Consider the following 23,510-nt stretch of genomic DNA (forward strand, 5'->3'; position numbering starts at 1 on the left):
CCCCGGCGACTCCCGCGACACCCGAACCGGCCGCGCCGGCGGCGACTCCCGCGGCGGCCACGCCGACCCCGGCGCCCACGGTGACCCCGGCGCCCACACCGGCCGCGGCGCCGCGGCCCACGCCCCTCACCGGCGAGGTCCTCGGCCGGCTCCGCGCGGGCACCCACCACGACCCCCACTCGGTCTACGGCACGCACCGCGACGGCGACGGCTCCGTCGTGCGCACCATGCAGCCGGGCGCGGTGTCCGTCGAGATCGACTTCGGTGACCGGACGGTCCCGATGGAGCCCGTCTCCGACGGCCTGTTCCATGCCGCCCTGCCCGAGGCCGAGGTCCCCGACTACCGCTTCCGCGTCGCCTACGCGGACGGCCACACCCGGACCGTCGCCGACGGCTACCGGTTCCTGCCGACCCTCGGCGAGGTGGACCTGCACCTCATCGGTGAGGGGCGCCACGAGCGCCTCTGGGACGTCCTCGGTGCGCACGTCCGCACCTACGACTCCCCCGGCGGGCCGGTCACCGGCACGTCCTTCGCCGTGTGGGCGCCCAACGCCCGCGGCGTCAGCGTCGTCGGCGAGTTCTGCGGCTGGAACCCCGTGGCGCTGCCCATGCGCTCGATCGGCTCCTCCGGCGTGTGGGAACTGTTCGTCCCCGACGTCGGCGACGGCGCCGTCTACAAGTACCGCGTCCGTGGCGCCGACGGGCGGACCGTCGACCACGCCGACCCCATGGCCGTCGCGACCGAGGTGCCCCCCGCCACCGGGTCGAAGGTGTTCACCTCCGCCTACGAGTGGAACGACGACGAGTGGATCGCGGCCCGCGCGACCCGCGACCACTCCCGCTCCCCGATGACCATCCTCGAGGTCCACGTCGGCTCCTGGCGCCCCGGACTCGACTACCGCGAGTTCGCGCACCAGCTCGCCGAGCACGTCCTCGAGACAGGGTTCACGCACGTGGAGCTGATGCCCGTCGCCGAGCACCCCTTCGGCGGGTCGTGGGGCTACCAGGTCTCCGGCTATTTCGCCCCCACCAGCAGGTTCGGCTCCCCGGACGACCTGCGCTACGTGATCGACCACCTGCACTCACACGGCATCGGGGTCCTCGTGGACTGGGTCCCCGCGCACTTTCCCAAGGACGAGTGGTCCCTCGGCCGGTTCGACGGCACCCCGCTGTACGAGCACGGCGACCCCCGGCGCGGCGAACAGCCCGACTGGGGCACCTACGTGTTCGACTTCGGTCGGCGCGAGGTCCGCAACTTCCTCGTGGCCAACGCCCTGTACTGGGCCGACGAGTTCCACGTCGACGGCCTCCGCGTGGACGCCGTCGCCTCGATGCTCTACCTCGACTACTCCCGAGACGAGGGACAGTGGACGCCCAACATCCACGGCGGCCGCGAGAACCTCGAGGCCATCTCGTTCCTCCAGGAGGTCAACGCCACCGTCCACCGCAAGCACCCCGGCGTCCTCACCGTCGCCGAGGAGTCCACCTCGTGGGGCGGCGTCACCTCCCCCACCTACACCGGCGGCCTCGGCTTCTCCATGAAGTGGAACATGGGCTGGATGAACGACACCCTCCAGTACGTGGGCATGGACCCGATCTACCGCGGCTACCACCACGGCGAGATCACCTTCTCGCTCATGTACGCCTGGAGCGAGCGCTTCGTCCTCCCCCTCAGCCACGACGAGGTCGTCCACGGGAAGGGCTCCATGTGGGAACGCATGCCCGGGTCCTCGTGGGACCGCGCCGCCGGGATCCGGAGTCTCTACGCCTACATGTGGGCCCACCCCGGCAAGAAGCTCGTCTTCCAGGGCCTCGAGTTCGGCCAGACCACCGAGTGGAACGCCGAGCGCGGAGTCGCGTGGGACGACCTCGAGGGCTGGGAGGGCGAGTACCACCGCGGCATCCGCGACTGCGTGCGCGACCTCAACGCGCGCTACGCCGAGAACCCCGGGCTGTGGGCGCTCGACGACGACCCCTCCGGCTTCTCGTGGATCGACGCCAACGACTCCGAGCACAACACGCTGTCGTTCCTGCGCACCGACCACGACGGCAGCACCATCGCGTGTGTGGTGAACTTCTCCGGCGCGCCGCTCGGCGACTACCGCATCGGCCTCCCCGAGGGCGGGTACTGGGAGGAGATCCTCAACACTGATGCCGAGGCCTACGAGGGGTCCGGAGCTGGCAACTACGGCGGCGTCCACGCCGAGCAGGTCTCCCACCACGGGCGGCCGTACTCCGCCGCGATCACGGTCGGCTCCCGCGCGACCGTGTGGTTCCGCCACACCGCCACCGGATAGCGGAGAGCCGTCGGCGGACTCCCGGGTAGGGGCCGCCGACGGCTCGGCGCATCTCCGGTGGCCCGCCCGGGAGCCACCGGTGACGCGTCAGTACAGGGCGCTCGCCAGGTCGCGGCGCGCGGCCAGCACGCGCGGATCATCCGCCGGCAGCGCGTCGAGGAGCTCGAGGAGCCTCGCGCGCAGTGCGGCACGGTCGTCGCCGGCCGTGACGCGGACAGCGCCGACCAGGCCGGAGAACGCGGTCTCGTACTCCCCGGCCACGAGCGCCGCGTCCGCGGCCCGCAGCGCCTCGGGCACCGTTCCCTCACCCGCGTCCGCGTCCTCCGCCACGCGCCGCGCAGCCCCGACGTACCGCAGCGCCTCCACGAGCGTGTGTTCGCCCGGCCGCGCGTCCACGAGCGCGGTGAAGCGCTCCTCGGCGGTCGCGAGATCGCCCTCGGCCAACGCCTCCTCGGCGGCGTCCCGCTCGGGATCGGACGCCTCGTCGGGCTCGGTCTCCCCGGCCTCCGGGGCGGGGCCGCTGAGCTTGCCCTCGGTCGCGCGGAGCACGGCCGCGAGCCACTGGCGGAGGGCGTCCTCGGGCTGCTCGCCCTCGAAGTCCGCGAGCGGCCGCCCGGCCGCCACGGCGTAGACCGTCGGCACCGCCCGCGCCTGCAGGGCCTGCGCGATGCCCGGGGCCACGTCGACGTCGACCGTCGCGTGGACCCACTGGCCCCCGGCCTCCTCTGCCAGGGCCGCCAGCGTCGCCGTCAGAGCCGTAGGTGCCCGCTGCGACACCAACTCGAGGATCACCGGCACCTGCGCGGAGCGGACGAGGACCTCCTGCTCGAAGGAGGCCTCGTCCACCTCCACCCGGACCGGCGAGCCCCCGGCCTGCGGCGGACCGCCCTGACCCGGGGCGCGACCGGCGGTGGCCGCGTCCCGGCGGGTCTCGGCCCGCTTCTTCAGGCCGGAGAGATCGACGGCGCCGGCGAGCGACGCCGCGAGCTTCTGCTCGGCGGCGGACTGGGGTCGGTTACCTGGTCTCGTCACGTATCCGATCCTGCCACGATGCCTGGACGGGGGTGTCAGCCGGCCGCGGGCACCCGGATGAGCAGGGCGTCGCCCTGGCCGCCGCCGCCACACAGCGCGGCCGCGCCGAGCCCGCCGCCCCGCCGGGCGAGCTCGAGCGCCAGGGTGAGGACGACGCGGTTACCGGACACACCGATCGGGTGGCCGATCGAGATGGCGCCGCCGTTGACGTTGACCTTGTCCGAGCTCAGCTCGAGCATCCGGGTCGAGTGCAGACCGACGGAGGCGAAGGCCTCGTTGAACTCGAACAGCTCGATGTCCTTGACGTCGATGTCCGAACGCCTGCAGGCGTCGAGGACCGCGTCGGCGGGCTGGTGCTGCAGCGTCGAGTCCGGACCGGCGACGGTCCCGTACCCGACGATCTCGGCCAGGACGGTCCAGCCCTCGGCCTCGGCACGCGCGGCGCTGGTGACGATGACCGCGGAGGCACCGTCGGAGATCTGCGACGACGATCCGGCCGTGATGGTGCCGTCCTTGGAGAACGCCGGCTTGAGCTTGGCCATCGACTCGGGAGTGGAGTCGGCGCGCACCCCCTCGTCGGTGTCCACGACGGTCTCGCCCTTGCGGCCCTTGACCGTGACCGGCACGATCTCGTCGGCGAACCGGCCCTCCGCAGCGGCGGCGGCCGCACGCTGGTGGGAGATCGCGGCGAACTCGTCCTGGTGCTCACGGGTGATCTCGAGCTCGACGTTGCGGGCCTCGGTGAGCGCGCCCATCGGCTGGTCGGTCGGCACGTCGTGCAGGCCGTCGAAGGCCATGTGGTCGAGGACCTCGATGGAGCCGTACTTGTAGCCGGCGCGGCTCTTGGGCAGCAGGTGCGGGGCCTGCGACATGGACTCCTGGCCGCCCGCGACGACGACCTCGGAGTGGCCCGAGCGGATCGCCTGGTCGGCGAGCGCGATGGCGGTGAGCCCGGACAGGCACATCTTGTTGATGCTCAGCGCGTCGACACGCTTGGGGATCCCGGCGGCCAACGCCGCCTGCCGCGCGGGCATCTGACCGTTGCCGGCGGACAGCACCTGACCCATGATCACCTGGTCGACGGCGTCCACGGGGACTTTCCCGCGCTCGAGGGCGGCGCGGATCGCGATGCCGCCGAGCTCGGGCGCGGACAGGGATGACAGACCTCCCTGCAGGCGGCCGAACGGGGTGCGGGCACCGGCGACGATGACGGTGCGGGTGGGGTCGGCGGTCATGGGACACCTTCCGATCGAGGGGAAACGACTGTACTGGCCAAACTACCGGGAAGGGGGAACGGATAACGTGGCAGGTATGACCACTACCCCAATCGGCCAACCCCTGCTGCCCTCCGAGCTCGTCGTGGCGATCGACCATGTCGGCGTGGCGGTACCCGACTTCGACGCCGCGGTGACGTGGTACCGCGACAACCTGGGCATGGAGAACCTCCACGAGGAGGTCAACGAGGAGCAGGGCGTGCGCGAGGCGATGCTCGGCTCCCCCGGTCGCCCCGAGGGCAGCGCCCTGCTCCAGATCCTCGCACCGCTCGACGAGACGTCGACCATCGCCAAGTTCATCGACCGCAACGGGCCCGGTATCCAGCAGATGGCGGTCCGTGTCACCGACATCGACGCGATCACCGGGCACCTCACCGGCCGCGGCGTCCGGGTCCTGTACCCCGCGCCCAAGCGGGGCACGGCGGACTCCCGCATCAACTTCGTGCACCCGAAGGACGCGGGCGGCGTGCTGCTCGAACTGGTCGAGCCCGCCGCCGACCAGCACTAGGCGCGACGACCGTGCCCGCGGCTAGGGTGGGAGCATGTCGAGCATGCACACACCCCCGACGTCCGTCGAGCCGTTCGCGGTGGTGCGCAAGGGTTTCGACCGCGAGCAGGTGACGGCCGCCCTCTCCCGACTCGAGGCCGAGACGGAGCTCCTGCGGGCTGACCGCGACGCCGCCGTCGCCCGTGCCGACAGGGCCGCGGCGGACGCCGAGCGGGCACGTACCCGCGTGAGCGAACTCGAGGCCCGCGTCGCGGAGTTGGGGCGGGCACCGGTCACCAGCGACCAGATGTCGGATCGCCTGTCCACCATGCTCTCGCTCGCCACCGCCGAGGCCGCGGCCATTCGTGACGCCGCACTGGCCGTTGCCGATCACGTCCGCACGGAGGCCGACGAGGAGGCATGGCGACTCCGCGAGACCGCAGCCGCCGAACTGGCGGAGGTCCGCGGCCGTGCCGCCGCCGTCCGCACCGAACACACCGGCGTGCTCGCCGCGGCCCGTACGCGGGCGGACGAGATCGTCCGCGCCGCCCAGCGCGAGGCGAGAGCACTCGACGAGGAGGCCGCCCGTCGCCGGGAGCAGATCGACGAGGATCTCCGGCTCGCGTCCGATCTGCGCCGCAGCGAATCGCTGCGCGAGGAGCGCGAGCGTCACGACGCCGCGCTCGCCGCCGCCGACGCGACCCTTCGGGAGGCTCAGGAGGAGGCGCGCAGGATCGTCGACCGCGCCCGGGACGAGGCGGAGAGCATGACGGCGCGGGCACGCGCGCACGTCGAGGAACTACGAGAGCTCCGCCAGCGAGTGATCGGTGATCTCAGCGCGATCCGCGCGAGGCTCGAACCCGTCCCCGGCACCGAGGGCGACGAGCTGTTCGAGCTGCCGCCCGAACCGGGGCTCAGCTCCAGCGACGAGTGAGGCCGCGACGGCCGCGGCCGGACCAGCATCCGGCGTGCCAGTGCCGTCGCTCGTCGTCGCCGCCCGGCCGGTCGGGCCACGCGACCACGTGAGGTGTTCCCGCGGTGACGAGGTGATCGCAGCCGGGGCACCGGTAGTCCTTCGCGGCCCGTGCCGCCGGGATCCTCCGGACGTGGTACTGATCGGGATCGCCGGCGGGGCCGGCCTCGAGCGCCGCGCCCCCGAGGCCGTCCCGCCGGGGCGCGGGGCGGTCGCCGCCGTCGCGCCGGTGTCTCCTGGGCATCGGTCGACCCCGGTCAGAAGAGTCGTAGGTCGGAGGACTCGATGCCGCGGAGCGTGTCGTAATCCAGGGTCACGCACCGGATCCCCCGGTCCGTGGCGAGGGTGCGGGCCTGCGGCTTGATGACCTGGGCGGCGAAGATCCCGGTCACCGGGGCGAGCAGCGGGTCACGGTTGAGCAGCTCCAGGTACCGGGTGAGCTGCTCCACGCCGTCGATCTCACCCCGACGCTTGATCTCCACCGCCACGGTCACCCCGTCGGCGTCACGGCCGAGGATGTCGACCGGCCCGATGGCGGTCATGTACTCGCGGCGCACGAGGCTGTACCCGGGCCCCAGGGTCTCGATGTGTTCGGCGAGCAGTTCCTGCAGGTGGGCCTCGACGCCGTCCTTCACGAGACCCGGATCCACGCCGAGCTCGTGGTGGGACTCGTGGTGCACCTCGGACACGGTGATCCGCAGTTGCTCCCCCGCCTTGTTCTCCACGATCCAGAGGCGGTGGTCGGGGTTCTCCGGGTGCGCCTGCTCGGTCAGTGAGCAGGGCGGCGTCATCCAGTTGAGCGGCTTGTACGCCCTGTCGTCGGCGTGGACGCTGACAGACCCGTCCGCCTTGACGAGCAACAGGCGCGGTGCCATGGGAAGGTGCGCGGTGAGACGGCCCACGTAGTCGACCTGACAGGTGGCGACGACGAGACGCAAAGATTCCTCCTGTAGACGGGCGGCGGACCGGGACCGCGGTCCCGGGGCGTCAGCGGTGGGGACGCCGGGGCCGGACCTGCTCGGTCGAACATGCCTCGACCCATGCGAGCATCCCGGTCAGTTTGGCGGGGGCCAGGCACAGCTCGCCCTCGACGACGGCGCCCCCGGGATCGGTCCCGGAGAAGGGCACGATCAGCTCGCCCTCCTCGGCCACGTCCAGTTCGGGGCCTGTCGGCTGCCGCCGTGCCCCCAGTGCCAGACTCCGACGGTCCAGCCGGACGTCGGCCCCGAACCGGACGCTGCCCAGACGGTAGAAGGCGACGTCGGTGTCGGAATAGCGGACGGCACCGTACCGCCACGACTCCTCCCCCGCCCTGCGTACGAGAACGGAGGTGGAATTCCGACGGACGACCACCAGGCGATAGACCGCGGCCGCGGCCACCGGAACCAGGACGAGCAGAATGACGACACCGAGAACGATCTCGATGGGAGCCGTCAATCTGCTCAACTCCTTCCGATGGCCGCGGCCGGGGTGCCGGTCGGGCCGGAGGTCGACTAGGCGCCGGCCTTCTCGATGGCCCGCAGACGACCGCGGGCCGTTGCGGCGGCCGCGGCGTCGTCGCCGGCCTCGGACAGCGCCTTCTCGGCGGCGGAACGGTCGATCGCGTCGGACCACTCCGCTGCTTCACCGAGGATACTGACCTTGTGGGCGGTGACCGAGAGGAAGCCGCCCTGGACCGCGGCGACCTTCTTGCCCTCGTCGGTGTAGACGGTCACGGTGCCACCGGCGTCCAGTTCGCCGAGCAGCGGCTCGTGCCCGGCCTGGATGCCGATCTCGCCCTCGGTGGTCTTGGCGACCACCATCGTGGCGGTACCGGACCAGAAGCGGCGCTCGACCGTGACGAACTCGACTTCGATGTCAGCCATTGTCTACGGTCACTTCCCCGAGAGCTTCTTGGCGGCCTTCTCGACGTCGTCCAGACCGCCGATGCCGTTGAACGCCTGCTCGGGCAGGTGGTCGAGCTCGCCCTTGCACAGCTTGTCGAAGGCCTCGATGGTCTCGGACAGCGGCACGACCGAGCCGACCTGGCCGGTGAACTTCTCGGCGACGAGGAAGTTCTGGCCCAGGAAGCGCTCGAGACGACGGGCACGCTGGACGGTGACCTTGTCCTCCTCGGACAGCTCGTCCATACCGAGGATCGCGATGATGTCCTGGAGCTCCTTGTACTTCTGGAGGATCCGGATGACTTCCTGCGCGACGCGGTAGTGCTCCTCGCCCACGATGCCGGGCTCGAGGATGCGGGAGGTCGAGGTGAGCGGGTCGACGGCCGGGTAGATGCCCTTCGACGCGATGGAGCGGGAGAGCTCCGTTGTGGCGTCGAGGTGGGCGAACGTGGTCGCCGGCGCGGGGTCGGTGTAGTCGTCCGCGGGGACGTAGATCGCCTGCAGCGAGGTGATCGAGCGACCCCGGGTCGAGGTGATCCGCTCCTGCAGCTGACCCATCTCGTCCGCCAGGGTCGGCTGGTAACCGACGGCGGACGGCATACGGCCGAGCAGCGTCGAGACCTCGGAACCGGCCTGGGTGAAACGGAAGATGTTGTCGATGAACAGCAGGACGTCCTGGCCCTGCACGTCGCGGAAGTACTCGGCCATCGTCAGGGCCGACAGGGCGACGCGCATACGCGTCCCCGGCGGCTCGTCCATCTGACCGAACACCAGGGCGGTGTCCTGGAGGACGCCCATCTCCTCCATCTCGAGGAAGAGGTCGGTGCCCTCACGGGTGCGCTCACCGACGCCGGCGAACACCGACGTACCGGAGAACTCACGCGCGATACGGGTGATCATCTCCTGGATGAGAACGGTCTTGCCGACACCGGCGCCACCGAACAGGCCGATCTTGCCGCCCTTGACGTACGGGGTCAGCAGGTCGATGACCTTCACGCCGGTCTCGAGGATCTCGGTCTTGCCCTCGAGCTGGTCGAAGGCCGGCGGCTCGCGGTGGATGCCCCACTGCTCGCCGTCCCGTCCCGTGCCGGGGGCGTCGAGGCAGTCGCCGAGAGCGTTGAAAACGTGGCCCTTGACGACGTCGCCGACCGGCACCGAGATCGGCTTGCCGGAGTCGACGACCTCGGCACCGCGGACGAGACCGTCGGTGGACTGCATGGAGATGCAGCGCACCATGTTGTCGCCGAGGTGCTGGGCGACCTCGAAGGTCACCGTCTTGGCGACGGCCGGGAGGGTGATCTCGGCCGTGAGGGCGTTGTAGAGGGCCGGGAGGGCGCCGCGCGGGAACTCCACGTCGACGACCGCGCCCAGGACGCGGGAGACCCGGCCGGTGAGACCGGCCGTGCCCGTCGTGCTCTGATCGGTTACAGCTGTGGTCATTGTCTAGTCACTTCCTGCGCTCGCGGCGAGCGCACCGGCTCCGCCGACGATCTCGCTGATTTCCTGGGTGATCTGTGCCTGGCGGGCCTGGTTCGCCTCACGGCTGAGGCCCTCGACGATGTCGGTCGCGTTGTCCGTCGCCGACTTCATGGCCGTACGACGGGCCGCCGACTCCGACGCCGCCGACTCGAGCAGTGCGGCGAAGGCCCGGGTCGACATGTACCTCGGGAGGAGGTTGTCGAGCAGGGTGTCGGCGTCCGGCTCGAAGGTGACCTCGGGCTTGAATTCGGCCTCCGGGTTGTCCATGTAATCCTCGCCCAGGTCCAGTTCCTCGATCTCGACCTGGGTCTCGATCGGGGCCAACCGACGCGCCTTGGGCGTCTGGGTCAGCATGGAGACGAATCGCGTGTAGACGATGTGGACCTCGTCCACGCCCTTGCGGGTCGTGTCGCCCTGGTGGTCCTCACCGAGGAACTCCGCGGCGTCGAACGAGTCCTCGCCGCCGACCGCGAACGCCTTCGACAGGAGCTGGAAGGCCGGCCGGGCCTCCTGGTAGTCGGGCTTCTCGGAGTGTCCCGACCACGAACCGGCGAGGGGGATCTCGCGGAACGTGTAGTAGACGATGCCCTTGTTGCCGAGCACGTAGATGTCCACCTCGCGCCCCTCGCCCTCGAGGTACGCGATGAGCTCGGCGGCCTCCTTGAGGACGTTGTGGTTGTAGCCGCCGGCCATACCACGGTCGGAGGTCACCACGAGCACCGCGGACCGCTTGGGATCCTCAGGCTCGTTGAGCATGCGGTGCTGGATCGACGACGCGCTCGCGAGGTCGGTCAGGATCGCCGTGATCTGGTCCGCGAACGGCTTCGCCGCGGCGACGCGCGCCTGGGACTTGGAGATCTGCGAGGTGGCGATCAGCTCCTGGGCCTTGGTGATCTTCTTGGTCGAGTTGACCGACTTGATCCGGTCGCGGAGTTCGCGCAGGTTGGCCATGGTCTCAGATCACGCTCCTCTCGCCCGAGTATCGGATGGCTGTCATCGCGAGGCCTCAGGCCTTCTTCTTCTTGGTGACCGTCAGCGTCTCGCGGTCGATCTCGTCCTCGGACAGCGCCTCGGCCTCGGGCTCGTTGACGACCCGCGAGCCGTCGGAGGCCACGAAGCCCTCCTTGAACTCGTCGGTCTTGGCCTTGAGGGTGGACATCGAGTCGTCGGACAGCGCGGCACCGCCGGCGATCTGCTCGTAGACGTCCGAGGCGGCGTGGTGCAGGTGCTCGAGCAGCTCGTTCTCGAAGCGGCGCACGTCCTCGACGGGGACGCTGTCGTAGAAGCCCTCACCCGCGAGGTAGATCGAGACGATCTGGTCCTCGACGGCCACCGGCGAGCTCTGGTCCTGCTTGAGGATCTCGACCAGACGCTGGCCGCGCTCGAGCTGGGCCTTGGAGGCGGCGTCGAGGTCGGAGGCGAACGTCGCGAACGACTCGAGGTCGCGGTACGCGGCCAGGTCGAGACGCAGCGAGCCGGAGACCTTCTTCATGCCCTTGGTCTGGGCCGCGCCGCCGACTCGGGAGACGGAGATACCCACGTTGACGGCCGGCCGCACACCGCGGTTGAACAGGTCGGACTCGAGGAAGACCTGGCCGTCGGTGATCGAGATGACGTTGGTCGGGATGAACGCCGAGACGTCGTTGGCCTTGGTCTCGATGATCGGCAGGCCGGTCAGCGAGCCGCCGCCCATCTCGTCCGAGAGCTTCGCGCACCGCTCCAGCAGACGGGAGTGGAGGTAGAAGACGTCACCCGGGTAGGCCTCGCGGCCCGGCGGGCGACGCAGCAGCAGCGAGATCGCGCGGTAGGCGTCGGCCTGCTTCGACAGGTCGTCGAAGACCACGAGGACGTGGTTGCCCTCGTACATCCAGTGCTGGCCGATGGCCGAGCCGGTGAACGGGGCGAGCCACTTGAAGCCGGCGGAGTCGGAGGCCGGGGCCGCGACGATGGTGGTGTACTCCATCGCGCCGTGCTCCTCGAGGGTCGCCTTGACGCCCGCGATGGTGGAGCCCTTCTGGCCGATGGCGACGTAGATGCACCGCAGCTGCTTGGTCTTGTCGCCCGACTCCCAGTTGGCCTTCTGGTTGAGGATGGCGTCGATGCAGACGGCGGTCTTGCCCGTCTTGCGGTCACCGATGATGAGCTGGCGCTGGCCGCGGCCGATCGGCGTCATGGCGTCGATCGCCTTGATGCCGGTCTGCATGGGCTCCTCGACCGGCTGGCGCTCGAGCACGGAGGGCGCCTGCAGCTCGAGGGCGCGGGTGTCCGCCGACTCGATGTCGCCGAGGCCGTCGATCGGCTGACCGAGCGGGTTGACGACGCGTCCGAGGAAGCCGTCGCCGACGGGCACGGAGAGGACGTCACCGGTGCGACGGACCTCCTGGCCCTGGGCGATCTCCTCGAAGTTACCGAGGATGACCGCACCGATCTCGCGGTCCTCCAGGTTCAGCGCGACGCCGAGGATGCCGCCCGGGAACTCCAGCAGCTCGTTGGCCATCGCCGAGGGGAGACCGCTGATGTGCGCGATGCCGTCACTGGTGTCGACGACGACGCCGACCTCTTCCTTGGTCGCGTCGGTCGAAACAGTCGAGGTGTAGTTCGCAATCGCGCTGCGGATCTCATCGGAGGAGATCGTCAACTCCGCCATGTCATTCCTGCTCTCAAAGTCGGGATGTGCTTTATAGGTGTGTGCCGAGCCTCGACCACTGGCGACCGCAGCTCGTCGTTCGACCGGTCGGACCGGTCAGCGCAGGCTGCGCCGCAACGCGTCCAGGCGACCCGCCACGCTGCCGTCGATGATCTCGTCACCCACGCGGACCACCGCCCCGCCCAGCAGGGCGGGATCGACGTCGTTGTGGATGGCCAGCTCGCGACCGTAGATCGAAGCGAGCCGACCACGGAGATCGTCGGCCTGCTGCTCGGTCAGGGGCTCCGCGCTCGTCACCACGGCCACGGACCGGCCGCGGAGTTCCGCGGCCTGCCGGGAGATCTCCATGAAGTCGTCGGCGGGCATCCCGGCCGGCCGGGCGACGGCCTGGGAGGCCAGCGCCTCGGTGACCGCGGTGACCTTGCCGTAGAGCACCTGCGCGAGCAGGGCTCGCTTGGCATCCGCCGGCGTGGTCTTGTCGGCGAGGGCCTGCTCGAATTCCGCGTCGCCGGCGACGATGCGGCCGAGCCGGAACAGCTCGTCCTCGACCGTCTGGAGCTGGTCCTGCTCCTCCGCGGAGCGCAGGAGCGCCTCGCGGCCCAGCAGGATCAGGCCCGCCCGCAGTTCACGCGGGTTGGACCAGTCCCGGGACACCGCAGCGAGCAGGAGGTCGAGCGTGGTCTGGTCGACCTTCCACCCGAACACCCCGCGGACGAGGTCCTGGCGGGCCTCCACCGGGGCGGACGTGTCGGCCACGGCGACCCGGAGCGACCGGTTGTCCTCCAGGACGTCGACGACCTGGAAGAGCTCCTGGCCCACCTTCGCACCGGTCGCCCCGCCGGCCGGGCCGGCGGCCAGGGCGGACTTCAGTGCCTCACGGGTCTGGTCGAGCGCGTCGCGACTCGCTGCGTGCATGGACTCCACTTCCCTTAGTTCTTGCCCGCGCCGGGGACCCGGTCGAGGTCTGCCAGAAAGCGGTCGATGGTGCCGGAGCGACGGACGGAGTCCGACAGCTGCTCACCCATGAGCCGCTCGGCCAGATCGACGGACTGACGCCCGAGATCGGAACGGAGTTCCGCGACGATCTGCTGACGCTGGGCCGCGAGCTGCTGGTTGCCGGCGGCGACGATCCGGTCGCTCTCGGCCTGCGCCTCGGCCTTCATGTCCGCGAGGATCTGCTGGCCCTGGGCACGCGCGTCGTCGCGGATCTTGGCCGCTTCGCTGCGCGCCTCGGCGAGCTGTGCCTTGTACTTGGCCAGCTTCTCCTTCGCCTCGGCCTGGGTCTGCTCGGCACGACGCAGACCGCCCTCGATACGCTCCTCTCGCTCATCGAGAACCTGCTGGAACTTCGGAAGGATGAACTTCCAGAACAGCCAGAGGATGACGGCGAGCGGGATGAGCGACCAGACGATGTCATACAGCGGAGGAATGAGCGGGTTGGGGCTCTCCTCCAGGGGGAGTGCTTCCCCCTCGGCCGCCAAGATGGCGATGACGTTGTTCATGGTGCGTCCCTAAGAGGTCGGTGTGTCGTCGATCAGAACAGGAAGCCGGCGACGATACCGATCAGGGCGAGCGCCTCGGTGAAGGCGATGCCGAGGAACATCGTGGTACGGAGGGTGCCGGCCATCTCGGGCTGACGGGCCATTCCCTCGACGGTCTTGCCGACGAGGATGCCGATGCCGATGCCGGGGCCGATGGCGGCGAGGCCGTAGCCGATCGCGCCGTAGCCGGTGACGCTCTGCTCGGCGGCCTGGGCGAGAGTGACGATGTCCATGGGGTTTCCCTTTCAGATGGCCGGGGCGGGCGGTTCCGCCCCGGTCGGACGTGGGTTGTCGGGTTGACGGGTGGTCGTGGCAGGCCGGGCGGCCCGGGTACTAGTGGTTCTCCGCGTGGAGCGCGCTGTCGATGTAGACGGCGACCAGCAGCGCGAAGATGTACGCCTGCAGGAAGATCACCAGGAGCTCGAACAGCGTGAACGCGATCGACAGCAGGGAGATGCCGGCGGACAGGACGGTCCAGCCGTTGAGCTGCCAGAAGAAGAAGTTCGACGCGCTGAACAGCAGGACCAGGATGAGGTGCCCCGCGAGCATGTTGGCCATGAGTCGGATGGTCAGCGTGGCGGGCCGCAGGAGGAACGTCGAGACCAGCTCGATCGGGACCACCAGCAGGTGCAGCGCCGGCGGCAGGTTGGGGATCACGACGCTCGCCTTGATGAAGCGCGCGAAGCCGAAGCGCTTGGATCCCGCGTAGATGAAGGTGATGTACCCCAGGAGGGCGAGGACCAGCGGGAAGCCGATCCGTGCGTTCGGCGAGATGTTCAATCCCGGAATGATCGCGGGCAGGTTCATCGCCACCACCGCGAAGAAGATCGTCGCGATGATCGGCAGGAAGCGACGTCCCTGCTCCTTGCCGAGGATCTCCTCCGAGACGTGCACGCGGACGAAGTCGAGGCAGATCTCGGCGACGTTCTGCACGCCGCGCGGGACGAGCTTCGGGTTGCGCATGGCGATCACGAAGAAGGCCAGCAGCACGACCGCCATGAGAAGACGCACCAGCATGAGCCGGTCCAGGGTGAAGGCACCGCCTGCGAAGTCCGTCAGCCACTTGTCGACAGGGAAGAACTCCTTGTCGATATTCGGGGGATGGAACTCGCCTTCGAAGGCCAGAAGCGTGGTACTCAGTGTGGTCTCCCCTGGTCGTGTCGGGCGACGGGCGCCCCAGCGCGTTCGGTATGAGCGGCCCGGAGTTCGCGGCCGGATCGGGTCAGCGCGCGAACGTCGTCAGGCCACGTGGCAGCCCGGTGACGTGCTCGTCTCACCGTCGTAAAGAGTAACACCCCGGTCTCGATACGTGATGCCCGGGGCACCCGTCAGGGGACGGTCGGTTCGACGTATGGCGTCCGGGTCTTGAGCACGGCCCACGTCTCCCCCGCGAGCACCACCACCAGCGCGGCGATGATCGTCACCCCGAAGGACGTGTGCGAATAGAAGTCGAACTGTGCGAGCCCGGCGACCACGCCCATGGCCACGAGGAGCTTGAGGAGCCAGGTGCCCAGCACGACCGCCGCGGTGGTCTGCGGCGCCGAGCGCGCGGTGGCGATGACGACGATAGCGGTGGTGAGGACGAACGCCCCGCCGATGCCGGCGCCCATCAGAGCACCCCACAGTCCGGGCAGACCGTCGACGAGCGCCCAGACGATCGCGCTGACGACGGCGAGTACGGCCAGGGCCAGGACGCCGAACCGGACCGCCTTGCGCAACGCGGCGGTGTGCGGGCTCTCGGCGGGACGGTCGTCGGGCGCGGACGCATCAGTCATGGGGTGCAGCCTAGCCGGACGCGGTCTCCCCCCCCGTGTGGTGTTGCGCCCGGGAGCTGCGGAGGCGCGGCACCAGGGTCGCGGCCAGCACGGAGAGCAACCCGGCGGCGACCAGCGGCACGATCACCTCTGTGGGCAGCATGGTCGCGCCCACGGCGCCGAAGGCGATGAGCGAGACCCACGCGTAGATCACCAGGGCGACGCGGCGGTGGGAGTGCCCCAGTGCGAGGAGACGGTGGTGGAGGTGCATCTTGTCGGGCGCGAACGGGCTGCGCCCCGCCCCGACACGGCGGACCACCGCCATGACGAGGTCGAGGACGGGGACGAACATCGCCGCGGCCACGACGATCACCGGCGAGAGCAGCACGATCATCTCCTGTGGCCCGTACAGGCTCTGCGAAATCTTCCCCGACGCACTGGTGGAGGCCGCGGCGAGCACCAGCCCGATGAGCATCGACCCGGAGTCGCCCATGAAGATCCGCGCGGGCTGGAAGTTGTGTGGCAGGAAGCCCAGGAGCGCGCCGGCGAGCACGGCGGTGACGAGCGCCGGCGGGTAGGCGCCCACCGTCCCGCCCTGGTCGAGCATGATGCCCACGGAGAACACGCAGATGGCGAGCGCGGCGATCGCGCCGAGGCCGGCGGCGAGCCCGTCGAGCCCGTCGACGAAGTTCATCGCGTTGACGATCGCCAGCGTGAACACGACGGTGAGCAGCCCGGCCTGCAGCTGGTCAAGGACGAGGATGTTGCCGTCGCCGAACGGCAGGTACACGAGGGTCCACGACACGCCCATGGCGACCAGGACGCCGGCGGCCGCGGCTTGACCGGCGAGTTTGGTGACGGCGCCGAGGCCGAGGATGTCGTCGACGATCCCCACCAGGACGATGACGCCGCCGGCGATGATGGTGGCCTCGACGTCGGGCGCGAAGGGCGGGAACGCGCGGTTCAGGGCCGGCAGCTGCGCGGCGAGGTAGACGGCGACGAGCATCCCGGTGAAGACGCCCACCCCGCCGAGCCGGGGGGTGGGCACGACGTGCACGTCGCGCTCACGGGGGTACGCCAACCCGCCGATGGCGGGTGCCACTCCCCTGACCAGCCCGGTCACGACGAAGGTGACGAGGCCGGCGGTGGCGCCGATGAGCAGGAGCTCCCGGAACGGGATCCCGATGCCCACGGCTCAGCCGCGCAGGGCCGCGGGGTCGATGCCGAGGACCTCTCCGACGCGCTCGGCGGTCACCGCGCCCTCTCGCACGATGCGCGGCGCGGCCCCGGTGAGGTCGACGATCGTCGACGGGGCCCCGATCGCGCAGGGACCGCCGTCGAGGTACACGGCGACCGAGTCGCCGAGCTGCTCGCGCGCCTGGGCGACGGTCGTCGCGGGCGGCTGCCCGGAGACGTTGGCGCTGGACACCGCCAGCGGACCGACCTCGCGGAGGAGTTCGATGGCCACGGGGTGCAGCGGCATCCGCAGCATGACGGTGCCGCGGGTGTGCCCGAGGTTCCAGTTCAGCGACGGCGCCTGGTGCACGATGAGGCTCAGCCCGCCGGGCCAGAAGGCGCGGATGAGGTCGCGGGCGGGCGCGGGCGTGCTCACGACGAGGCCGTCGATGGTCTCCCACGATCCGACCAGGACGGGGACGGGCATGTCGGGGCCCCGGTGCTTGGCCGACAGCAGCAGGTTGACGGCGTCCGGGTCGAAGGCGTCGGCGGCGATGCCGTAGAGCGTGTCGGTGGGGGTGACGACCAGCCTGCCCGCGCGCAGGGCGCCGGCCGCGGAGCTGAGGCCGACCTCGCGGCCGGTGTCCTCGGTGCAGTCGTAGGTGATGGTCACCGGGTGGTCCCCTTCCGGGCGCTCGTGACGACCTCGTCGTCGTCGTTGTTGCCACCGTGGTCGCCGCCGGCGCCGCGTCCCGGGTCGAGTCGCCTCGCGGTGACGAACCGCGGCCGACCGGCGAGGTCGGTGTGCTGCTCCACGGTACCGAAACCCCCCTGCGCGGAGACCACCGCGGCGACCGCGTCGCCGGTCGTGTCGTCGTGTTCGACGGCGAGGAGGCCGCCGGGCGCGAGAAGCGCGGCGGCGAGGTCGACGAGGGGGACGACGACGACGAGGCCGTCCCCTCCCCCGAACAGCGCGGTGGCCGGCTCGTGCGCGAGGATTTCGGCGGGCAGGTCGTCGGTCACGGGGATGTACGGCGGGTTGGACACGACGGCCGCGACCCGGCCACGCAGGTGCGCGAGGGTCCCGATCTCGGTGGCGTCGGCGTGGTGGACCTCGACCGGGGTGTCCCCGGCCGCCGCTCGCTCGTCCGCGTTACGGCGGAGCCACTCGAGGGCCGCGTCGTGCAGTTCGACGGCGTGCACGCGGGCGTCCGGCCGGGCGTGGGCGATCTCCAACGCGATCGTGCCGCTGCCGGCGCACAGGTCCACCACCACCGGCCCGGGCTCGGGCGCGGGCGCGGGCAGCGCGGCGAGGGTCCACTCGACGAGCAGTTCGGTCTCCGGGCGCGGGATGAACACGCCGGGCCCGACGGCCAGGTCGAGCCGACCCGAGGCCGCGCGGCCCAGCAGGTACTGCAGGGGCATGCGGTCCCGCGCACGGGCGGCCGCGATGCGCTCGACCTCGGCCACCGCCGTGGCGTCGAGGTCGTCGGCGATCATGAGCCGGCCGCGGTCGATGCCGAGGACGTGGGCGCAGATGAGCTGGGCCTCGACGAGCGCGGAGTCGACACCGGCCGCCTGTAGCGTCCGGGTGGCCGAGCGCACCACCTCGGCGGCCGGGGCGGGGCGGGGATCCACGACGTCAGCCGCCTTCCACGGGCTAGGCCTGTTCCATGCGGCGACGGCGTTCGTCGGCGGCGAGGGCGTCGAGCACCGCGTCGAGGTCGCCGTCCAGCACGGCGTCGAGATTGTGTGCCTTGAACCCGACACGGTGGTCGGCGATACGGTTCTCCGGGTAGTTGTAGGTGCGGATGCGCTCCGAGCGGTCGACGGTGCGAACCTGGCTGGCCCGCCCCTCCGCGGCCTCCGCTCCGGCAGCCTCCTCGGCGGCGGCCTGGAGCCGCGCGGCGAGAACCTGGAGGGCGCGTTGCTTGTTCTGCAACTGACTGCGCTCGTTCTGACACGTGACGACCGTGCCGGTGGGCAGGTGGGTGATGCGCACCGCGGAGTCGGTGGTGTTGACGCCCTGCCCGCCCTTGCCGGACGAGCGGTAGACGTCGATCCGCAGATCCGACTCGTCGATCTCCACCGGTCCGACGTCCTCCGGCTCCGGGAAGACCAGCACACCGGCGGCCGAGGTGTGGACGCGACCCTGCGACTCGGTGACGGGCACCCGCTGGACGCGGTGCACGCCGCCCTCGAATTTCAGCCGCGACCAGACCCCGTCGCGGGACGGCTGCCGGGAGCGGATGGAGAAGGACGCGTCCTTGTAGCCGCCGAGGTCGGACTCGGTGAGGCCGAGCACCTCGACGATCCACCCGTGCTTCTCGGCGTACCGCGTGTACATGCGCGCCAGGTCCGCCGCGAACAGCGCGGACTCCTCGCCGCCCTCGCCGGACTTGATCTCCATGACCACATCGTCGGCGTCGTGCGGGTCGCGGGGCGCGAGGAGGTCCGCCAGGCGGGCCTCGAGTGCGGCGGCCTCCGAGTCGAGACGGTCGGCCTCCTCGGCGAACGACGAGTCGTCCCCCGCGAGTTCGCGGGCCGCGGCGGCGTCGTCGCGCGTCGAGACCAACGCGCGGTGACACTGCACGATCGGGGTCAGCTCGGCGAACCGCTTGCCGACCCGGCGCGCGGCGGCCGCGTCCTCGTGCAGCGCCGGGTCGGACAGCTGCGCCTCGAGGCCCCCGTACTCGGACAGGACGTCGTCGATCGAGGACGGCGACCGTCCCGCGCCCTGGGTCACTCCTCGTCCTGCGGCAGCGTGGGCGTCGTCTTGGCCACCTGCAACAGGAACTCGTAGTTGGTGTTGGTCTTGCGCAGCTGCGACATGAGCAGGTCGATGGCCTGGTGGGTGTCCAGACCCGAGAGCACCCGGCGGAGCTTGTGCATGATGCCCGCCTCCTCGGGGCTCATGAGCAGCTCCTCCTTGCGGGTGCCCGAGGGGCCGACGTCGACGGCCGGGAAGACCCGGCGCTCGGCGATCCGCCGGTCCAGCTTGAGCTCGGCGTTGCCGGTGCCCTTGAACTCCTCGAAGATCACGGTGTCACCGGCCGAGCCGGTCTCGACCATCGCGGTCGCGATGATCGTCAGGGAGCCGCCGTTCTCGATGTTGCGTGCCGCGCCGAGGAACCGCTTGGGCGGGTACAGGGCGGTCGAGTCGACACCACCGGACAGGATGCGCCCCGAGGCCGGGGACGAGTTGTTGTAGGCGCGGCCGAGACGCGTGATCGAGTCGAGGAGGACGACCACGTCCTGGCCCAGCTCCACCAGCCGCTTCGCGCGCTCGATCGCCAGCTCGGCGACCTGCGTGTGGTCTGACGGCGGACGGTCGAAGGTCGAGGCGATGACCTCGCCCTTGACCGACCTCTGCATGTCGGTGACCTCCTCCGGTCGCTCGTCGACGAGGACGACCATGAGGTGGCATTCGGGATTGTTCGTGGCGATCGCGTTGGCGATGTTCTGCAGGATCGTGGTCTTACCGGCCTTCGGCGGCGACACGATGAGGGCGCGCTGCCCCTTGCCGATCGGCATGATCAGGTCGATCACGCGGGTGGAGATGATGTTCTTCTCCGTCTCGAGCCGCAGCCGCTGGTTGGGGTACAGCGGGGTGAGCTTGGAGAAGTCCGGGCGCTGGCGGGCCTGGTCCGCCGGGCTGCCGTTGACCGTGTCGATGCGGGCGAGCGGATTGAACTTCGCCCGGTTCTTCCCGCCCTGTCCGCCACCGCGGCCGCCGCCCTGGCCGCCGCCCGGACCGTCGTGCTGTGCGTCGGACTGCCCGTCGCGGGGCATCTTGACCGCGCCGGTGATCGCGTCACCGCGACGCAGCCCGTAGCGACGGATCATGTTCATCGACACGTAGACGTCGTTGTTGCCGGCGAGGTATCCGGAGGTGCGGACGAACGCGTAGTTGTCGAGGACGTCGAGGATGCCCGCGACCGGCTGGAGGACGTCGTCCTCCCGCACCTCGGTATCACCCTCGGTCTGGCGGTTGCCGCCACGATTGCGCTCGCGACGGCGCCGGCCACGACGACCGCGGCCACCGCCGTCGTCATCGCGGTTCTGGCCGTCGCCACGGGGGCCGTTGTCGCCACCGTCCTGGCCGCCCTGGTCGTTTCGGGTTCCCTGACCGTCCTGGTCGTTGCGACCGCCCTGGTTGTTCCGGCCGCCCTGGTTGCGCTGATCGTTGCGGCCGCCCTGGTTGCGCTGATCGTTGCGGCCGCCCTGGTCACCCTGGTCGTTGCGCCCGCCCTGCTGGTCGCGGGTGTCCTGGTCGCGGTTCTGCTGACCGCGTCCCTGCCGCTGACCACCGCGACCACCGTCCTCGCGGCGCGACCGCTCGCCCTGCGCGCGTCCGTCGCCCCGGGGGCCGCCCTCGTCGCCCGCCGGTGCGGCGTCGCCGCCGTCGGCGCCGTTGCGCGGCTTGTCCCCCGCGTTGTCCGCGCGGCTGCCGCGTCCCCGGCGCCCCGTGCCGGTCGACGGTGCCGATCCGGCGGCCGACGGAGACTCGGACTGTGCCTGCGCCTCCTCGCGGCGGGGCGCGTCCGCCTGCTGCGGTGCGTCGGCCCGGCTCGTCGTTTCTGCCTCGCGCGGGGCCTCTGCCTGGCGCGGGGTCTCGGCCTGGCGCGGGGTCTCGGCACGGCGCGGTGCGTCGGACTGAGCGGGGCGGCCGCCCCGCGCGCCTTCGATCATGGCGACGAGGTCGCCCTTGCGCTTACCCGACAGGCCCTTGAGGCCCATCTGCTGTGCCAGCGCCTTGAGCTCGGGCAGTCGCATCGCCGACAGCGCGGCACCCTGGGGCGGGGTGGAAGTGGTGTCCGTCGAGGTCACAAGGATCCTTTCTGGGCCCGGGGCCGGGGCGGCGTGTTCCGCCTCGCATCGAGCAGGTGTCCGGGAAGCGGACTCGGCGTCCCGGGGTGGCCACGTGGGCCTTCCGCACCGGCGCCATGGCCGGGCACGGATCGTTCGTCTGAGGGGGATCCACGCGAGGGGAGAACCGCCCGAAGCGGGGGATCCCTGTACGTCACTCGCCGATCGGCCGCTCCGACCGAGACCGCCCCACGCCATACCGACCTGCTGCGGCGGGAATGGATGTGGGATGACTCGGGACGCGGGGACGACCGGGCGCCCGTGACTGAGGACAAGCATACTACCCGGATGCCGATAGCGTGCACGTCCCCCTCGCGCGGGTCGCGACCGGCGCGAGGGGCCGTCACCGGGGCCGGTAACGTACACCACACCGAAGGGCACACGACGTGGAGGTGACCGTGTTCGGAACCATGGCGGACACGCCGTTGCTCGTCTCCCGCATCCTCGAGCACGCCGCCGAGCGGCACGGTGGTTCCACCGTCACCGGATTCGTCGGCGACCTGGAGCCACGGCCCGTCCGCTTCGACGTCGTCGCCTCCCGTGCCGCCGCCACCGCGCACGCGCTCGCCGGCCTCGACGTGCGTCCCGGCGACGTGGTGGGCATCCTCTCCGGCGCCCGCACGGAGGTCGTGGAGCTCATGTTCGCGCTGCCCGCCATGGGCGCCGTCGCACTCCCCGTGAACATCCTCCGCTCCCAGGACTTCATCCTCTCCGCCCTGCGGGACAACCGGGTCGAGGTGATCCTGGTCGATCCCGAACTCCTCCCGTCGGCGTTCGCCGTGGCCGCACAGGTCGAGACGCTGCGCCACCTCGTCGTCGTCGACGCCACCGTCACCCCCGCCCCCGGCGACCTCCGCGCCGAGGTCCACGCCCTCGAAGCCCTCCTCGACGGGCAACCCACCACCTACCCGTGGCCCGAACTCGACGAACGCTCCGCGGCGGCCATCGCCTACACGTCGGGCACCACCGGCGCCTCGAAGGGCGTCGCCTACACCCACCGGTCCATCTGGCTCCACTCCATGCAGATGTGCATGGCCGAGAGCGCGGCACTGCGCAGCGGCGACACCGTCCTGTCCACCATCCCCATGTACCACGTCATGTCGTGGGGACTTCCCTACGCGGCGTTCATGTCCGGCGCGGGCATCATCACCGCCAGACCGCGCCCGGGCAAGGCCATGAGCACCGGCGCCGACGTCGCCGAACTCCTCGGCACCTACCGACCCAACAAGATGGCGACCACGCCCGCCACCCTCCAACGTCTTCTCCAGCGCCTCGAGACGAACCCCCAACAGGTCGGCCACCTCAGCGAGGTCCTCGTCGGCGGCTCCCCCGTCCCCGAGGCGCTGTTCGACGCCTTCGTCAAGCGCCACGGCGTCACGATCATGCAGGCCTACGGCCTCACCGAATCCAGCCCTATCGCCACGTTCGCCCGCCCGGACCCGCACTCGTCGGCCACCTACCGACGCGCGCAGATGCTCGGCCAGGGCAGGTTCCCCGCCGGCGTCCAGGCCCGCCTCGTCGACGGCGACCGGGTCCAGTCGAACGACGGGTGGTCCGCCGGCGAACTCCAGATCCGCGGACCGTGGGTCACGGCCGGATACCTCGGCGACCAGGCGTCCGACCGCTTCGTCGACGGGTGGCTACGCACCGGCGACGTCGGCACCATCTCGCCGAAGGGCTACCTCGACGTGGTCGACAGGGTCGACGACATCATCGCCTCCGGGGGAGAGTTGATCTCCACCGTCGAACTCGAGCACGCGGTCCTGCGGGACGACCGGGTCGCGGAGGTCGCCGTCGTCGGCGTGCCCGACGAACGCTGGGGCAACCGGCCCCTCGTGCTGGTCCGTCTCAAGGCCGGCGCCACCGCGACCGCCCGCTCGCTCTGGGACGGGCTCGACGGGCACGTCGAACCGTGGAAACGCCCCGATCACTGGGCGTTCGTCGACCACATCCCCCAGACCACCGTCGGGAAGTTCGACAAGATCCGGATCCGTGCCCGCCACGCCGCGGGCGACTACCAGGTCACGACGATCGCGCCCGGCGCGGCGCGCTGACGGCGGCGCGGCTCAGGCTCTGGTCGGCGGGACGGCGCGGCGCC

General features: G+C 70.9%; 23 protein-coding genes. 4 read left to right on the top strand and 19 right to left on the bottom strand.

Annotated elements, in window-relative coordinates; genetic code table 11:
- Nucleotides 1-80: 80 nt before the first annotated feature.
- Nucleotides 81-2,297: a 1,4-alpha-glucan branching protein GlgB gene (gene glgB / locus A6035_RS09435; RefSeq protein WP_108849184.1), complete on the top strand. Its 2,217-nt coding sequence runs from the start codon at nucleotides 81-83 to the stop codon at nucleotides 2,295-2,297.
- Between the two features lie 87 nt (nucleotides 2,298-2,384).
- Here the strand turns inward: glgB and A6035_RS09440 are convergent, their stop codons facing one another.
- Together A6035_RS09440 and A6035_RS09445 are read right to left on the bottom strand one after the other, a co-directional pair.
- The gene (locus A6035_RS09440; RefSeq protein WP_108847578.1) at nucleotides 2,385-3,329 is read right to left on the bottom strand and encodes a tetratricopeptide repeat protein; all 945 of its coding nucleotides are present in this window, start codon (nucleotides 3,327-3,329) and stop codon (nucleotides 2,385-2,387) included.
- Nucleotides 3,330-3,364: 35 nt separating this feature from the next.
- On the bottom strand, nucleotides 3,365-4,564 hold the full coding sequence (locus A6035_RS09445) for an acetyl-CoA C-acetyltransferase (RefSeq protein WP_108847579.1): 1,200 nt from the start codon (nucleotides 4,562-4,564) through the stop codon (nucleotides 3,365-3,367).
- Between the two features lie 76 nt (nucleotides 4,565-4,640).
- On the opposite strand from A6035_RS09445, the gene mce reads away from it, so the two are divergent.
- Both mce and A6035_RS09455 read left to right on the top strand, forming a co-directional pair.
- Nucleotides 4,641-5,111: a methylmalonyl-CoA epimerase gene (gene mce, locus A6035_RS09450; protein WP_108847580.1), complete on the top strand. Its 471-nt coding sequence runs from the start codon at nucleotides 4,641-4,643 to the stop codon at nucleotides 5,109-5,111.
- A 43-nt stretch (nucleotides 5,112-5,154) separates the two neighbouring features.
- A complete protein-coding gene (locus A6035_RS09455) occupies nucleotides 5,155-6,024 on the top strand; it encodes a coiled-coil domain-containing protein (RefSeq protein ID WP_108849185.1) in 870 nt (289 codons plus the stop codon).
- Here the strand turns inward: A6035_RS09455 and A6035_RS09460 are convergent.
- The 17 genes from A6035_RS09460 to rho all read right to left on the bottom strand — a co-directional run bounded on the left by A6035_RS09460 (nucleotide 6,005) and on the right by rho (nucleotide 21,373).
- Nucleotides 6,005-6,307, bottom strand: coding sequence for an ATP/GTP-binding protein (locus A6035_RS09460; protein WP_108847581.1), 303 nt, complete (start codon nucleotides 6,305-6,307; stop codon nucleotides 6,005-6,007). The two genes, A6035_RS09455 and A6035_RS09460, sit on opposite strands and share 20 nt — an antisense overlap.
- A gap of 13 nt (nucleotides 6,308-6,320) precedes the next feature.
- Entirely contained in the window at nucleotides 6,321-7,001 is a 681-nt protein-coding gene (gene nucS, locus A6035_RS09465) for an endonuclease NucS (RefSeq protein WP_108847582.1), read from the bottom strand.
- 49 nt (nucleotides 7,002-7,050) lie between these two features.
- Nucleotides 7,051-7,500 carry a DUF2550 family protein gene (locus A6035_RS09470; RefSeq protein WP_108847583.1) on the bottom strand — a complete coding sequence of 150 codons (450 nt, stop codon included), beginning with the start codon at nucleotides 7,498-7,500 and terminating at the stop codon, nucleotides 7,051-7,053.
- A gap of 56 nt (nucleotides 7,501-7,556) precedes the next feature.
- The gene (locus A6035_RS09475; protein ID WP_108847584.1) at nucleotides 7,557-7,928 is read right to left on the bottom strand and encodes a F0F1 ATP synthase subunit epsilon; all 372 of its coding nucleotides are present in this window, start codon (nucleotides 7,926-7,928) and stop codon (nucleotides 7,557-7,559) included.
- A gap of 9 nt (nucleotides 7,929-7,937) precedes the next feature.
- A complete protein-coding gene (gene atpD / locus A6035_RS09480; protein ID WP_007627613.1) occupies nucleotides 7,938-9,386 on the bottom strand; it encodes a F0F1 ATP synthase subunit beta in 1,449 nt (482 codons plus the stop codon).
- A gap of 3 nt (nucleotides 9,387-9,389) precedes the next feature.
- Nucleotides 9,390-10,376 carry a F0F1 ATP synthase subunit gamma gene (locus A6035_RS09485; protein ID WP_108847585.1) on the bottom strand — a complete coding sequence of 329 codons (987 nt, stop codon included), beginning with the start codon at nucleotides 10,374-10,376 and terminating at the stop codon, nucleotides 9,390-9,392.
- Nucleotides 10,377-10,431: 55 nt separating this feature from the next.
- On the bottom strand, nucleotides 10,432-12,072 hold the full coding sequence (atpA, locus tag A6035_RS09490; protein WP_108847586.1) for a F0F1 ATP synthase subunit alpha: 1,641 nt from the start codon (nucleotides 12,070-12,072) through the stop codon (nucleotides 10,432-10,434).
- Nucleotides 12,073-12,168: 96 nt separating this feature from the next.
- Complete coding sequence (locus A6035_RS09495) at nucleotides 12,169-12,987, bottom strand: F0F1 ATP synthase subunit delta (protein ID WP_108847587.1); 819 nt, start codon at nucleotides 12,985-12,987, stop codon at nucleotides 12,169-12,171.
- Between the two features lie 14 nt (nucleotides 12,988-13,001).
- Nucleotides 13,002-13,574 (bottom strand): F0F1 ATP synthase subunit B, encoded by a 573-nt coding sequence (locus tag A6035_RS09500; protein WP_108847588.1) that lies wholly within the window; start codon nucleotides 13,572-13,574, stop codon nucleotides 13,002-13,004.
- Between the two features lie 32 nt (nucleotides 13,575-13,606).
- Nucleotides 13,607-13,846 (bottom strand): ATP synthase F0 subunit C, encoded by a 240-nt coding sequence (locus tag A6035_RS09505; protein ID WP_108847589.1) that lies wholly within the window; start codon nucleotides 13,844-13,846, stop codon nucleotides 13,607-13,609.
- 100 nt (nucleotides 13,847-13,946) lie between these two features.
- Complete coding sequence (atpB, locus tag A6035_RS09510; RefSeq protein ID WP_108847590.1) at nucleotides 13,947-14,738, bottom strand: F0F1 ATP synthase subunit A; 792 nt, start codon at nucleotides 14,736-14,738, stop codon at nucleotides 13,947-13,949.
- A 203-nt stretch (nucleotides 14,739-14,941) separates the two neighbouring features.
- Entirely contained in the window at nucleotides 14,942-15,388 is a 447-nt protein-coding gene (locus A6035_RS09515; RefSeq protein ID WP_108847591.1) for a Cg1360 family ATP-synthase-associated protein, read from the bottom strand.
- Between the two features lie 10 nt (nucleotides 15,389-15,398).
- The gene (locus tag A6035_RS09520; RefSeq protein ID WP_108847592.1) at nucleotides 15,399-16,559 is read right to left on the bottom strand and encodes a glycosyltransferase family 4 protein; all 1,161 of its coding nucleotides are present in this window, start codon (nucleotides 16,557-16,559) and stop codon (nucleotides 15,399-15,401) included.
- Between the two features lie 3 nt (nucleotides 16,560-16,562).
- The gene (locus tag A6035_RS09525; RefSeq protein ID WP_061227665.1) at nucleotides 16,563-17,216 is read right to left on the bottom strand and encodes an L-threonylcarbamoyladenylate synthase; all 654 of its coding nucleotides are present in this window, start codon (nucleotides 17,214-17,216) and stop codon (nucleotides 16,563-16,565) included.
- Nucleotides 17,213-18,181 carry a peptide chain release factor N(5)-glutamine methyltransferase gene (gene prmC / locus A6035_RS09530; protein WP_108847593.1) on the bottom strand — a complete coding sequence of 323 codons (969 nt, stop codon included), beginning with the start codon at nucleotides 18,179-18,181 and terminating at the stop codon, nucleotides 17,213-17,215. Before prmC ends, A6035_RS09525 begins: the two co-directional genes overlap by 4 nt.
- Before the next feature lie 22 nt (nucleotides 18,182-18,203).
- Complete coding sequence (prfA, locus tag A6035_RS09535) at nucleotides 18,204-19,289, bottom strand: peptide chain release factor 1 (RefSeq protein WP_108847594.1); 1,086 nt, start codon at nucleotides 19,287-19,289, stop codon at nucleotides 18,204-18,206.
- The gene (gene rho, locus A6035_RS09540) at nucleotides 19,286-21,373 is read right to left on the bottom strand and encodes a transcription termination factor Rho (protein WP_108847595.1); all 2,088 of its coding nucleotides are present in this window, start codon (nucleotides 21,371-21,373) and stop codon (nucleotides 19,286-19,288) included. Before rho ends, prfA begins: the two co-directional genes overlap by 4 nt.
- 425 nt (nucleotides 21,374-21,798) lie before the next feature.
- Here rho and A6035_RS09545 point away from each other — a divergent pair, with 425 nt between their 5' ends.
- A complete protein-coding gene (locus tag A6035_RS09545) occupies nucleotides 21,799-23,466 on the top strand; it encodes a long-chain-fatty-acid--CoA ligase (protein ID WP_108847596.1) in 1,668 nt (555 codons plus the stop codon).
- The last annotated feature ends 44 nt before the right edge of the window (nucleotides 23,467-23,510 follow it).

Origin of the sequence: Dietzia lutea (genome assembly GCF_003096075.1) — a bacterium.
In the GTDB taxonomy this organism is placed as follows: domain Bacteria; phylum Actinomycetota; class Actinomycetes; order Mycobacteriales; family Mycobacteriaceae; genus Dietzia; species Dietzia lutea.

What these genes read in the sequence shown, in the direction of transcription:
- atpD (WP_007627613.1), bottom strand. Translation starts at nt 9,386, where the DNA reads ATGACCACAGCTGTAACCGATCAGAGCACGACGGGCACGGCCGGTCTC.
- A6035_RS09455 (WP_108849185.1), top strand. Translation starts at nt 5,155, where the DNA reads ATGCACACACCCCCGACGTCCGTCGAGCCGTTCGCGGTGGTGCGCAAG.
- A6035_RS09475 (WP_108847584.1), bottom strand. Translation starts at nt 7,928, where the DNA reads ATGGCTGACATCGAAGTCGAGTTCGTCACGGTCGAGCGCCGCTTCTGG.
- mce (WP_108847580.1), top strand. Translation starts at nt 4,641, where the DNA reads ATGACCACTACCCCAATCGGCCAACCCCTGCTGCCCTCCGAGCTCGTC.
- A6035_RS09515 (WP_108847591.1), bottom strand. Translation starts at nt 15,388, where the DNA reads ATGACTGATGCGTCCGCGCCCGACGACCGTCCCGCCGAGAGCCCGCAC.
- A6035_RS09485 (WP_108847585.1), bottom strand. Translation starts at nt 10,376, where the DNA reads ATGGCCAACCTGCGCGAACTCCGCGACCGGATCAAGTCGGTCAACTCG.
- A6035_RS09505 (WP_108847589.1), bottom strand. Translation starts at nt 13,846, where the DNA reads ATGGACATCGTCACTCTCGCCCAGGCCGCCGAGCAGAGCGTCACCGGC.
- A6035_RS09460 (WP_108847581.1), bottom strand. Translation starts at nt 6,307, where the DNA reads ATGCCCAGGAGACACCGGCGCGACGGCGGCGACCGCCCCGCGCCCCGG.
- A6035_RS09495 (WP_108847587.1), bottom strand. Translation starts at nt 12,987, where the DNA reads ATGCACGCAGCGAGTCGCGACGCGCTCGACCAGACCCGTGAGGCACTG.
- atpA (WP_108847586.1), bottom strand. Translation starts at nt 12,072, where the DNA reads ATGGCGGAGTTGACGATCTCCTCCGATGAGATCCGCAGCGCGATTGCG.
- A6035_RS09500 (WP_108847588.1), bottom strand. Translation starts at nt 13,574, where the DNA reads ATGAACAACGTCATCGCCATCTTGGCGGCCGAGGGGGAAGCACTCCCC.
- A6035_RS09445 (WP_108847579.1), bottom strand. Translation starts at nt 4,564, where the DNA reads ATGACCGCCGACCCCACCCGCACCGTCATCGTCGCCGGTGCCCGCACC.